Raw genomic sequence first — 11983 nt, forward strand, 5'->3', positions numbered from 1 at the left:
GTACGGCCCGCCGTACGGCGTCGACGAGCGCCCCCGGAACCGACTGGTTCCGGGGGCGCTCGTGCGTTGCGCGGGTGGCCCTGAGCTACTTCACCTCGGAGCGGAGCAGCGCCCACAGGCCGGCGGTCAGCGGCAGCACCAGCCAGAGGACGCTGGTGACGCCGAGCTGGGCCCACATCTCGCCGGTCATCTTCTCGTCGAAGAGCGGGTAGTAGGCGGTGTTCAGGTCGAACCAGGCGGCGTGGTCGGCCCACCACTGCTGCACGCCGGCCAGCGCGCCGGAGACGCCTGGCAGCACGAAGGACCACACGAAGTAGCCGATGATCCCGGCGGCGGAGCTGCGCAGCAGCACGCCGAGGGTGAATCCGCCCATCATGCCGATCACGTTGGCGAGCACGATCTGCGCGAACTGGGTGGCGCTGATGTCCCAGGTCGGGTCGACGCCCGCGATGGCCGTGCCGAGCAGGTTGCCCAGCGCGCCCACGCCGAGCGCCACGACCATCGACGTGGCCGCGATGGCCACGGTCAGCGCGGCCTTGGCGCCGATCACCCGGCCGCGGCTGGGCACCAGGGTGAAGGTGGTCAGCCCGGTCCGCTGGCTCCACTCCGAGGTCACGGCCAGCACCGCGATCATCGGCAGGATCACCGACATCGGGATGCCGACCGCGGAGGCGAAGGCGTTGAAGGTGAGCTCCTCGCGGGGGGCGAAGATGATCACCGCGCCGGTGGCGACGACCGACAGGATCACGATGCTGGCCATCAGCCAGAACCCGGAGCGGGTGTCGAACATCTTGCGGAGCTCGACGCCGAGGAGCCGGCCGGTCGGGATCGGCGCCGGCGCGCTGCGCTCCCGACGGGCGGGGCCGGCGAGGACGGCGTCGACCGTGGTGGTGGTGGACGTGGTGCTCATGCTGCTGCTCCTTCGCGCTGCGTGGCGGCGGTGAGCTCCAGGAAGATCTCCTCCAGTCCGGCGCCGTCGGCGGCGCGGAGCTCGGTGAGGGGGATGCCGGCGGCGAAGGCGGCGCGGCCGACGGTGGTCAGGTCGGCCTCGGCGCGCAGCGCGTCGTGGCCGGAGGGGTGGACGACGATGCCGGCTGCGCCGAGCGCGGTGGCCAGCGCGACCGTGTCCTCGGAGCGGACCAGCGTGCCGGCGGTGGCCAGCAGCTCGCCCTTGGTGCCGCTGGCGACGATGGCGCCGTTGCCGATCACGACCAGGTCGTCGGCGATCACCTCGATCTCGTGCAGCAGGTGCGAGGAGAGCAGCACCGTGCCGCCGGCATCGGCGAAGCCGCGCAGCAGGTCGCGCATCCAGCGGATGCCGGCGGGGTCGAGGCCGTTGGCCGGCTCGTCGAGGATCAGCACCTCCGGGTCGCCGATCAGCGCGGTGGCGATGCCGAGCCGCTGGCGCATGCCGAGGGAGTAGTTGCGCACCCGCCGGCCGGCCTCCGAGTCGGTCAGGCTGACCAGGTCGAGCATCGCGTCGACGCGGCCCCGCGGCACCCCGATGGTGCGCGCGGCCAGGGTGAGGATCTCCCGGCCGGTGCGGCCGGCGTGCTGGGCCGAGGCGTCCAGCAGCACGCCGACCTCGCGGCCGGGGTTGGGCAGGTCGGCGTACCGGCGGCCGAGCACGCTGACGGAGCCGCTGGTCGGCTCGGTGAGCCCGACCATGACCCGCATCGTGGTGGACTTGCCGGCGCCGTTGGGCCCGAGGAAGCCGGTGACGCGACCGGCCTGCGCGGTGAAGCTGACGTGGTCGACGGCGGTGTAGCCGCCGTACCGCTTGGTCAGGTCGTTGACGATGATCATGGCCGCAAGCCTCGCCGCCGGGCGCCCGTGCGCGCGTCCGGCACAGCCCCGGGTCCGCCCCCGATCCCACCCTGAGAAGGCATCAGGGGTCTGTGACCCATCCCTCAGGGATCGGGCCCCGGAGCGGGAAGGCCTCGGCGGTAGGTGACGTTTCAACGACCATGCGCATCGACATCTGGTCCGACGTGGTCTGCCCCTGGTGCTCGATCGGCAAGAAGCGCCTGGAGCGCGCACTGGCCGACTTCGAGCACGCCGACGACGTCGAGGTCGTCTACCACTCCTTCCAGCTGGACCCGTCGTCCCCGACGGTGCCCGAGGAGACCGCCCGCGTGGCGATCGCCCGCAAGTACGGGATCAGCGTCGAGCAGGCCGCGCAGGCCCAGGCCCAGGTCACCGCGGTGGCCGCGGAGGAGGGCATGACCTGGCACCAGGAGGAGGCGCCGAACGTCAGCACCCTGGACGCGCACCGGCTGCTCCACCTCGCGCTCGCCGAGCACGGCCCGGCCACCCAGGCCGCGCTGAAGGAGGGCCTGCTGCAGGCCTACTTCGGCGCCGCGCGCAACGTCGCCGACCACGCGCTGCTGGCCGAGCTGGCCGTCGCGGCCGGGCTGGACGCCGACCGGGTGGCCGCGGTCCTCGCCTCCGACGAGTACGCCGACGCGGTCACCGCCGACATCCGGCAGGCGCAGGCCTACGGCGCGACCGGCGTGCCGTTCTTCGTGATCGACGGCAAGTACGGGATCTCGGGCGCCCAGCCGACCGAGCTGTTCGCGCAGGCACTCACCCAGGCCTGGTCCGAGCGTGCGCCGCTGACCGTGCTGGCGGGGGACGCCGGCGCCGAGGCCTGCGGCCCCGACGGCTGCGCCATCTGAGGCATCGACACGGGGCCGAGGGCGCCGGGGCATCCCGGCACCTCGGCCCCGCCGGCGTGTGAGGCGCAACACGCGCCATCGCGGCACAAGTAAGGTAAGGTTTACCTGTGTTCGCGAACTTCCTGATCGGTCTGCGTGAGGGACTCGAGGCGGCCCTCGTCGTCAGCATCCTCGTCGCGTACCTCGTCAAGACGGACCGTCGGGACCTGCTGCCGCGGATCTGGGTCGGCGTCGGCATCGCGGTCGCGATCTCCCTCGGCTTCGGCGCCCTGCTGACCTTCGGGCCGCGCGGGCTGACCTTCGAGGCCCAGGAGGCGATCGGCGGCACGCTGTCCCTGCTCGCCGTCGGCTTCGTGACCTGGATGATCTTCTGGATGGCGAACGCCGCGCGCGGGCTGGGCGCGGAGCTGAGGGGCAGGATCGACGTCGCCGCCGAGGGCGGGCGCTGGTCCCTGGCCGTGGTGGCGATGCTCGCCGTCGGGCGCGAGGGCCTGGAGACCGCGCTCTTCCTGTGGGCCGCGACGCAGGCCGCGACCCGCGACGTCGCCGGTGCGGTGACCGCCACGTGGGAGCCGCTGCTCGGCGCCGCGCTCGGCCTGGCCGTCGCGGTGGTGCTCGGCCACCTGATCTACCGCGGCGCGATCCGGATCAACCTCGGCCACTTCTTCACCTGGACCGGCGCCTTCCTGATCCTGGTCGCCGGCGGCGTGCTCGCCTACGGCGTGCACGACCTCCAGGAGGCCGGCATCCTCCCGGGCCTCAACAACCTCGCCTTCGACGTCTCCGGCGCGATCCCGCCGTCGTCCTGGTACGGCACGCTGCTCAAGGGCGTCTTCAACTTCTCCCCGGCCACCACCGTGCTGGAGGCCACCGCCTGGGTCCTCTACGTCGTCCCGGTCGGGACCCTGTTCTTCCTCGACCGGCGGCGCCGGAGCCGTCCGGTGCCGGCCGCCCCTGACCCGAGCGGGCCGGTCCAGCCGGTCCGGCCGGTCCAGCGCTGACCCCGTCCGCCTTCCCGCAGCACCCCGTCACCTCTCCCACCGAACCTCACCAGGAGGACCTGCTCCCATGCGCAAGACCGCGCTCGCTTCCGTGGCCGTGATGGCCCTGGCCCCGGCCCTGGCCGCCTGCACCGAGAACGCCGCCACCGACACCGGTGCGGACGGCGCCTCGGAGCGGGTCCTGAGCGTCGCCTCGGACGCCGGGGCCTGCGAGCTCTCCGCGACCAGCGCGCCGGCGGGCACCCTGTCCTTCGAGGTCACCAACACCGGCCCGGACGTCACCGAGTTCTACCTCCTCGACGAGGACGGGCTGCGGATCATCGGCGAGGTCGAGAACATCGGCCCGAACCTGGCCAAGACCCTCACCGTCAGTGCCGCCGAGGGCACCTACACCACCGCCTGCAAGCCCGGCATGGTCGGCGAGGGCATCCGGGCCGCGTTCACCGTGACCGCCTCGGACGAGGAGGTCACGGTCAGCGCGTCGGACCAGGAGCTGATCGAGCAGGCCGAGGCCAACTACCGCGCCTACGTCCAGGACCAGTCCGCACAGCTGCTGGAGAGGACCGCCGAGTTCGTGGCCCTCTACCAGGCCGGCGACTCCGACGACGAGGCCCGCGCCCTCTACCCGGTCGCGCGCACCCACTGGGAGCGGATCGAGACGGTCGCCGAGTCCTTCGGTGACCTCGACCCGAGGATGGATGCCCGCGAGGCCGACGTCGACGTCGCCGCCGGCGAGAGGTGGACCGGCTGGCACCTGATCGAGAAGGACCTGTGGCCCGCCGAGGCCGGCAAGTACAGGTCGTTGACCCCCGAGGAGCGGATCGCGTACGGCGACGACCTGCTCGCCAACACCGAGGTGCTGGACAAGCGGATCCGGGCCACCGGCGAGGACGCGCTGGAGTACCCGATCGACACGATCGCCAACGGCTCCATCGGGCTGCTCGAGGAGGTCGCAGGAGGCAAGATCACCGGCGAGGAGGAGGCCTGGTCGCACACCGACCTCTGGGACTTCCAGGCCAACGTCGACGGTGCCCGCGTCGCCTACGAGGGCGTCGAGGCGCTGCTGGAGACCAAGGACCCCGAGCTCGCCACCGAGCTGACCGCGCGCTTCGACGACCTGCAGTCCCTGCTCGACCAGCACCGCGACGGCGAGGGCTTCCTGCTCTACACCGCGCTGAGCAAGGACGAGGTCCGCGCGCTGGCCGCCGCCGTGGACGCGCTCGCCGAGCCGTTGTCGCAGCTGACCGCCTCCGTGACCGCCTGAGCTCGGGAGGGTGAGGGACATGGCCCGGGTGAGCAGGCGCGGACTGATCGGCGGCGGGGTGGCCGCCGCCGGCGTGGCCGGTGCCTACACCGCGGGCCGGGTCACCTCCCCGCGGGCCGCCGCCGCGTCGTCGACTCCGGTCCCGACCTACCCGTTCCACGGCACCCGCCAGGCGGGCATCGTCACGCCCGCCCAGGACCGCCTGCACTTCGTCGCGCTGGACCTGACCACCGACGACCGCGACGAGGTCGTCGACCTGCTCAAGCGCTGGACCGGGGCCGCCGCCCGGATGACCCAGGGCGGGTACGCCGGACCCGTCGGCGCCGTGGAGGGTCCGGCCAACCGGCCCCCCGACGACACCGGCGAGGCGATCGGGCTGCCGGCGAGCCGGCTCACCCTCACCTTCGGCTTCGGCCCCGGCCTCTTCCGCGACGAGCACGGGAAGGACCGGTTCGGCCTCGCCGACCGCCGCCCGGCGGCGCTGGAGCCGCTGCCGACGTTCTCCGCGGACGTGCTCGAGGACCGTCGTACCGGGGGAGACCTGTGCATCCAGGCCTGCGCCGACGACCCGCAGGTGGCGGTGCACGCGATCCGCAACCTGGTCCGGATGGGCTTCGGCGTGACCACCGTGCGCTGGTCGCAGCTCGGCTTCGAGCGGACGTCGACGACCTCGACCTCGCAGGACACCCCGCGCAACCTCTTCGGCTTCAAGGACGGCACCGCCAACGTCAAGGCCGAGGAGGGCGCTGCGCTCGACGAGCACGTCTGGGTCGACGGCGGCGACGACCCGGCCGCGGCCTGGCTGGCCGGCGGCTCCTACCTGGTCAGCCGGCGGATCAACATGACCATCGAGGTCTGGGACCGCCAGTCGTTGGAGGCCCAGGAGAGGTTCGTCGGCCGCACCAAGGACTCCGGTGCCCCGCTCTCGGGCGGCGAGGAGCTCACCGAGCCCGACTTCGAGATGGCCGGCAGCGACGGCCCGATCATCCCGGTCGACGCCCACGTCCGGGTGGTCCACCCGGAGCGGTTCGGCGGCGCGCGGATGCTGCGTCGCGGCTACAACTTCGTGGACGGCACCAACGACCTGGGCGGCCTGGACGCCGGTCTCTTCTTCATCGCCTACGTCCGCGACCCGCGCACGCACTTCATCCCGCAGCAGCGGGCGATGTCCGCCAACGACGCGCTGAGGGAGTACCTGCGCTTCACCGGCCAGGGCATCTTCGCGGTCCCCGCCGGGGTGGCCGAGGGCGAGTACGTGGGGCAGGCGCTCTTCGCCTGAGCCCCCGAGAGGGGCCGGCGGGGCGGTGTGGGATATTCAGGCGCCCGAAGGCCGGTCACATGTTCGTAACATGCCGGCTCTCCGGTACTGTGAAGGGCAGCACAGCGTCGTGCCGACACCTCACCTGCACGCACATCACCTGCCCGGCGACGGGCACTGCGAAGGAAGCCCGCTGTGACTGATCGTCCCGTTGTCCTCATCGCCGAAGAGCTGAGCCCCGCCACCGTCGAGGCGCTCGGCCCGGACTTCGAGATCCGCAACTGCAACGGCGCCGACCGCGCCGAGCTGATCCCGGCGATCGCCGACGTCGACGCCATCCTGGTCCGCTCCGCCACCAAGGTCGACGCCGAGGCGCTCGCCGCGGCCCGCCGCCTCAAGGTGATCGCCCGCGCCGGCGTCGGCCTCGACAACGTCGACGTGAAGGCCGCCACCCAGAACGGCGTCATGGTCGTCAACGCGCCGACCTCCAACATCGTCTCCGCCGCCGAGCTCGCCGTCGCGCTGATGCTCGCGGCCGCCCGCCACGTCTCGCCCGCGCACGCGGCGCTGAAGAAGGGCGAGTGGAAGCGCTCGAAGTACACCGGCATCGAGCTGTACGAGAAGACCGTCGGCATCGTCGGCCTGGGCCGGATCGGCGTCCTGGTCGCCCAGCGCCTCTCGGCCTTCGGCATGAAGGTCGTCGCCTACGACCCCTACGTGCAGGCCGGCCGCGCCGCCCAGATGGGCGTCCGCCTCGTCGACCTCGACACCCTGATGGCCGAGGCGGACTTCATGTCCGTGCACCTGCCCAAGACCCCGGAGACCGTCGGCCTGATCGGCGCCGAGCAGCTGGCCAAGGCCAAGCCGTCGCTGGTCCTGGTCAACGCCGCCCGCGGCGGCATCGTCGACGAGGCCGCCCTCTACGACGCCCTGAAGACCGGCCGCATCGCCGGCGCCGGCCTGGACGTGTTCGCCAAGGAGCCGTGCACCGACAGCCCGCTGTTCGAGCTCGAGAACGTCGTGGCCACCCCGCACCTGGGTGCCTCCACCGACGAGGCCCAGGAGAAGGCCGGCATCGCGGTGGCCAAGTCGGTCCGCCTGGCGCTGGCCGGCGAGCTCGTCCCCGACGCGGTCAACGTCCAGGGCGGCGTGATCGCCGAGGACGTGCGCCCCGGCATCCCGCTGACCGAGAAGCTCGGCCAGATCTTCACCGGCGTCGCCGGCGAGGTCGCCCAGCAGCTCGATGTCGAGGTGCGCGGCGAGATCACCTCCCAGGACGTCAAGGTGCTCGAGCTGGCCGCCCTCAAGGGCGTCTTCTCCAGCGTCGTCGAGGACCAGGTCTCCTACGTCAACGCGCCGCTGCTCGCCTCCGAGCGGGGTACCGCGGTGCGCCTGATCACCGACCCGGAGAGCCCGGACCACCGCAACCTGATCACGCTGCGCGGCACCCTGGCCGACGGCTCGCAGGTCTCGGTGAGCGGCACCCTGGTCGGCATCAACCAGCGCGAGCGGCTGGTCGAGGTCAACGGCTACGACCTCGACATCGAGCCCACCGACCACCTGGCCTTCGTCACCTACACCGACCGTCCCGGCATGGTCGGCGTCGTCGGCCAGATCCTCGGTCAGGCCGAGGTCAACATCGCCGGCATGCAGGTCGCCCGCGACGCCAAGGGCGGCCAGGCGCTGGTCGCGCTCTCGGTCGACTCGGCGATCCCGCACGAGACGCTCGCCGAGATCAGCAACGCGATCGACGCCACCTCGATCCGCGCGGTGGACGTCACCAGCGACTGACCGCGTTCCTGCAGGCACCGGCAGCGGGCCCCGACGTCGTACGGCGTCGGGGCCCGTCGCCGTTCCGGCCGGCGGCGTTGACGGAGGTCCCGCCGGGGGAGCCCGAAGTCCCTGGTCAGTGCGCCGTGGGGTGGCGAGGCTGGAGGCGTGAACGAAGCCGGGACGAGCACCCGGGCGGACGCCCGGACGACGCGTCGGCGCGGGCGACCGTCGCCCGCCGCGCGCCGGTTCGGCTACGTCGTCGCCGTCGGCGCGAACCTCGTCGTCCTGTTCCTGATCCACCGCTGGCCGGGGTGGGACGTGGTGCCGTTCCTCTCGGACGGGTTCACCGACGTGCTGCCGTTCGTCGACGCCTCGATCGTGGCGAGCATCGCCGCGAACATCGTCTTCCTAGTCCGCGACACCGCGGCCCTCAAGGCGTTCGGCGACCTGGCCACCACCCTCGTCTCGCTGCTCGCCCTGGTCCGGATGTGGCAGGTCTGGCCGTTCGACTTCGCCGGCGTCTGGGGCGGGTGGGAGCCGCTGACCTACCTGATGCTCGGGGTGGCCACGTTCGGCACCGTGGTCGCGGCGATCGTGCAGGCCGTCACGCTGGTCCGGCTCGCCGTCACCACGAGGTGACGACGCCTCCACCACCGAAGGGAGATCCGCCATGTCCGCGCAGCATCCGTCGCCGGACCGCACCGCCTACCCCGCCCGCCTCCAGGTCGAGTACACCGAGGACCGCAACCGGCTGACCGCGTTCTTCCGGCTGTTCCTGGTGGTCCCGATCGGCATCGTCTACGGCGCCCTCACCGCCGGCGCCACCAGCACCGTGTACGCCGAGGGCGGCCGCGAGGTGACCAGCACCAGCGGCGGCATCGTCGCGGGGCTCTTCGTGGCCACGTTGCTGATGATCCTGTTCCGTCAGCGCTACCCCCGGTGGTGGTTCGACTTCGCCCGCGAACTGAACCGCTTCGGCACCCGGATCGGGGCCTACGTCACGCTGCTCACCGACGAGTACCCCTCCACCGTCGAGGAGCAGCGGGTGCACCTCGACCTCGACTACCCCGACGCCGAGCAGGACCTCAACCGCTGGCTGCCGCTGGTCAAGTGGTTCCTGGCGATCCCGCACTACGTGGTGCTCTTCTTCCTGGGGATCGGCGCCATCGTCGTGGTGATCATGGCCTGGTTCGCGATCCTGTTCACCGGCCGCTACCCGCGCGGGATGTTCGACTACGTGGTCGGCGTCGGCCGCTGGGCGCTGCGGGTCAACGCCTACGCGGTGCTGCTGCTGACCGACCGCTACCCGCCGTTCTCGCTCGACTGAGCGCTACGGGTCAACGCCTACGCGTTCCTGCTGCTCACCGACCGCTACCCGCCGTTCTCGCTCGACTGAGCGCTACGGCTGCGTGGCCGGATGATGTGGCGGGCGGGCGCCGGGGGTCTTGCGCGCAGCCTGCGTCCTCCGGTCGAACCGGCTACGAGTGGTAGTGCTTCGCGTACGCGTAGCCGTTCACGAATCCGACGCTGAGGAGTGATCCGCTGTCGCACGTTCGGTACCGCCGGAACGTGATGATCTGGCCTTCACCATCATCGGAGAACGAGCTCTGCTCGCCAGCGCTGTGCAGCTTGCTCGCGACCTCGGCACGGGAGTCGCCGAATCTGCGGGGGTTGTCGAAATCGATGTCGACCGACTTGAAGTCGGCATAGGTGGCGCAGGTTCGTGGTTTCGGGCCTCGCTTCACCACGAGCCTCTGGGCGCGTGTCTTGGTGACCCATGCCCGGTAGCGCCGCACCTGGCGGGTTGCAGTGATCTCATGGGGGAGGGTGATCGAGTTGACGAACATCTCGGCGTCCACCAGGTCAGCAGGGGTGTCCGCGAATCCGACGTACGTGCCCCTGTAGAGCACCTCGGTGAAGTCCGGGGCGAGCTCTGCGGGCCGGAACTCGCCGGGCACACGTACCTTCGAAAACTTGAGCTCGCTCTTGGTGACCGGGTTCCACGCCCAGACCACGCAACGGAGGACGAGGGCGCCCGAGCTGGCCGCCGTGTCCTCGACGGAGTCGACCCGACAGCCGTCCAGCCTCGGCTCCAGCGACCCGCCCGACTTCTTGATGACGGTTCCGGCCGGCACCCGCAGCGTCTGGTCGACGAGGCGCCACGTTCGGAAGCGGACCTTCGTCGACACCCGATATCGCCCAGGAGCCAGCCGCGACGATCGGGCATTGCGAACGAGGGTGTGACCGTTTCGAGTCACCGTCAGCCGCTTCCAGGCGATCTCCGAATTGCCGTAGGCATAGGCCTGGGGTCGCACCACGGACTTGCCGTGGTAAGGCGCGACCTGCGTGGGGATCCGTTCGATCTCGACAGAACCGGGCCCTCGACCCGCGGAGGCGGGTCCAACCGACATCGCGGTCAGGGCCAAAGCCACTGCGACCAGGGCGAACTTCGAGCGCACGCAACCCCCATTCGGAACCACAGGGCGATCCGTGCCCTCCGCGGGCATCCTAGGAGACGCTGGTCGCGCGGGCCTCGTTTCGGCCGAGGTGTTGTGACTCGATGCCCGGCCCGCGTCCAGTCGCGCGCCTCAGAGCGCGGCGAGCTCGTCGAGCTCGGCGCGCAGCCCGGCCACCAGGGTCTCCGGGTCGGGCACCGCGGCGGCGTCGACCTTGAACCCGACGTGCACCTGGCCGCCATACCCGATGATCGAGGTGGAGAGCGTCTGGTCGGCCGACATCGGCGCCCACGCCCACATCCGGGTGACCGGCAGTCCGGCGAGGTGCAGCGGGGCGTCCGGACCGCGGACGCTGGTGGTGACGCCGGTGGCCTTGCGGGCGAAGAAGTCGGTGGCCAGCACGCGGGCCCGGGGATGGACGACCCCCATCGCCTGCAGCATGCCGTAGGTCAGCCACGCCTGGGGCGAGCGCTTGATCGCCGCCATCCGGGCGGCGGTCTCGGCCAGTCGCTCGCGGGCGCTGTCGAGGCCGACCGGCAGGTCCAGCAGCACCAGGGCGAACTGGTTGCCCAGGTCGTCGGGGCGCTGCGCCGCGCTCCCGCCCAGGTCGACCGGGACCATCGTGGGCAGGTCCTCGGCGGGCGCGGCCCCGTGGGCGGTCAGCCAGCGCCGCAGCGACCCGGCCACGGCGGACATCACCACGTCGGTGACCGTGGTCCCCGTCGCCCGCCGGATCGGGCGCAGGTCGGCCACGTCGATCGGCGGTGCCCACACGGCGCGCTTGGCGTGGTGCGGCGGACCCGAGAGCGGTGACGCGGGCCGGCGCGCGACCACCAGGTGCTCGGCGACCACCGGCGTGGTCGCCAGTCGCCGCGCGCCCGACGCCGAGCGGGCGGCCGCGCCCGGCAGCGCGCGCAGCCGCGAGAGCGCGCCGGCTGCCTGTCCGGCATCCTGCCCGTCGGCCCGCCCGTCGGCCTGCCCGGCGCCGAGGTCGAGGTCCTCGTCGGCCATCGCCATCACCACGCGGAACAGGGCGTTGCCGTCGGCGAGGGCGTGGTGCAGGCGGGTGTAGACGGCGCTCCCGCCGCGGTAGCCGCGCACCACGTGCGCCTCCCACGGCGGGTGGCCACGGTCGAGGGCCCGGGACAGGTGACGGGAGACGTAGTCCTGCAGGGTGGCGTCGTCGCCGGGGGCCGGCAGCGTCACCTCGTGCACGTGCCGCTCGAGATCGAAGCCGGGGTCCTCCTCCCACCACAACCCGGGCCGGGGCAGCCAGGACCACCGTGCCCGCTGGCGGAACCGGGGGAACCGATCGAGCACGCGCTCACGCAGCAGCTCGAGATAGGTCGCGCGGTCCAGGTCACCGTCCACGGCCATCAGGCTCTCGACGACCATCAGGTTGTCGGGCTGGTCCATCGCCAGCCAGACGTCGTCGACCGGGCGCACGGCCCGCCGCGGGGTGCTCACGCTCCCACGGTGCCCGGCGCGGGCGGCGCGGGGGAGGGCCGGAGGTCAGCCGGAGCGGGGCCCTGTGCCCCCTCACCCGGCGTACG

Annotated in this window: 11 protein-coding genes; 7 read left to right on the forward strand and 4 right to left on the reverse strand. The window is 72.2% G+C overall.

Annotated features, from left to right (window positions below):
- Positions 1-85: 85 nt before the first annotated feature.
- Both E8D34_RS06745 and E8D34_RS06750 read right to left on the reverse strand, forming a co-directional pair.
- Complete coding sequence (locus E8D34_RS06745; protein ID WP_136593849.1) at positions 86-910, reverse strand: ABC transporter permease; 825 nt, start codon at positions 908-910, stop codon at positions 86-88.
- A complete protein-coding gene (locus E8D34_RS06750; RefSeq protein WP_136593850.1) occupies positions 907-1806 on the reverse strand; it encodes an ATP-binding cassette domain-containing protein in 900 nt (299 codons plus the stop codon). The genes E8D34_RS06745 and E8D34_RS06750 overlap by 4 nt, the downstream gene beginning before the upstream one ends.
- Positions 1807-1898: 92 nt before the next feature.
- Between E8D34_RS06750 and E8D34_RS06755 the strand changes: the two genes are divergently transcribed.
- The 7 genes from E8D34_RS06755 (at position 1899) to E8D34_RS06785 (ending at position 9301) form a co-directional block, all read left to right on the forward strand.
- Positions 1899-2678 carry a DsbA family oxidoreductase gene (locus E8D34_RS06755; protein WP_276606582.1) on the forward strand — a complete coding sequence of 260 codons (780 nt, stop codon included), beginning with the start codon at positions 1899-1901 and terminating at the stop codon, positions 2676-2678.
- Between the two features lie 107 nt (positions 2679-2785).
- Positions 2786-3679, forward strand: coding sequence for an iron uptake transporter permease EfeU (gene efeU / locus E8D34_RS06760; protein ID WP_136593852.1), 894 nt, complete (start codon positions 2786-2788; stop codon positions 3677-3679).
- Between the two features lie 67 nt (positions 3680-3746).
- Positions 3747-4943 (forward strand): iron uptake system protein EfeO, encoded by a 1197-nt coding sequence (efeO, locus tag E8D34_RS06765; protein WP_136593853.1) that lies wholly within the window; start codon positions 3747-3749, stop codon positions 4941-4943.
- 19 nt (positions 4944-4962) lie between these two features.
- Complete coding sequence (gene efeB, locus E8D34_RS06770) at positions 4963-6222, forward strand: iron uptake transporter deferrochelatase/peroxidase subunit (RefSeq protein ID WP_136593854.1); 1260 nt, start codon at positions 4963-4965, stop codon at positions 6220-6222.
- 174 nt (positions 6223-6396) lie between these two features.
- Positions 6397-7992: a phosphoglycerate dehydrogenase gene (gene serA, locus E8D34_RS06775; RefSeq protein WP_136593855.1), complete on the forward strand. Its 1596-nt coding sequence runs from the start codon at positions 6397-6399 to the stop codon at positions 7990-7992.
- Between the two features lie 147 nt (positions 7993-8139).
- Positions 8140-8613 (forward strand): hypothetical protein, encoded by a 474-nt coding sequence (locus E8D34_RS06780; RefSeq protein ID WP_136593856.1) that lies wholly within the window; start codon positions 8140-8142, stop codon positions 8611-8613.
- A 31-nt stretch (positions 8614-8644) separates the two neighbouring features.
- The gene (locus E8D34_RS06785; RefSeq protein ID WP_136593857.1) at positions 8645-9301 is read left to right on the forward strand and encodes a DUF4389 domain-containing protein; all 657 of its coding nucleotides are present in this window, start codon (positions 8645-8647) and stop codon (positions 9299-9301) included.
- Positions 9302-9452: 151 nt separating this feature from the next.
- Here E8D34_RS06785 and E8D34_RS06790 read toward each other — a convergent pair whose 3' ends face one another.
- On the reverse strand, positions 9453-10433 hold the full coding sequence (locus E8D34_RS06790; protein WP_136593858.1) for a hypothetical protein: 981 nt from the start codon (positions 10431-10433) through the stop codon (positions 9453-9455).
- A gap of 129 nt (positions 10434-10562) precedes the next feature.
- Positions 10563-11897, reverse strand: a complete 1335-nt coding sequence (locus tag E8D34_RS06795; protein WP_136593859.1) for a wax ester/triacylglycerol synthase family O-acyltransferase — start codon at positions 11895-11897, stop codon at positions 10563-10565.
- Positions 11898-11983 lie beyond the last annotated feature (86 nt).

Origin of the sequence: Nocardioides sp. GY 10113 (assembly GCF_004919105.1) — a bacterium.
Lineage (GTDB): Bacteria > Actinomycetota > Actinomycetes > Propionibacteriales > Nocardioidaceae > Nocardioides.

Coding starts and splice junctions, on each gene's coding strand:
- E8D34_RS06745 (WP_136593849.1), bottom strand. CDS start 910: ATGAGCACCACGTCCACCACCACCACGGTCGACGCCGTCCTCGCCGGC.
- E8D34_RS06750 (WP_136593850.1), bottom strand. CDS start 1,806: ATGATCATCGTCAACGACCTGACCAAGCGGTACGGCGGCTACACCGCC.
- efeO (WP_136593853.1), top strand. CDS start 3,747: ATGCGCAAGACCGCGCTCGCTTCCGTGGCCGTGATGGCCCTGGCCCCG.
- efeB (WP_136593854.1), top strand. CDS start 4,963: ATGGCCCGGGTGAGCAGGCGCGGACTGATCGGCGGCGGGGTGGCCGCC.
- E8D34_RS06785 (WP_136593857.1), top strand. CDS start 8,645: ATGTCCGCGCAGCATCCGTCGCCGGACCGCACCGCCTACCCCGCCCGC.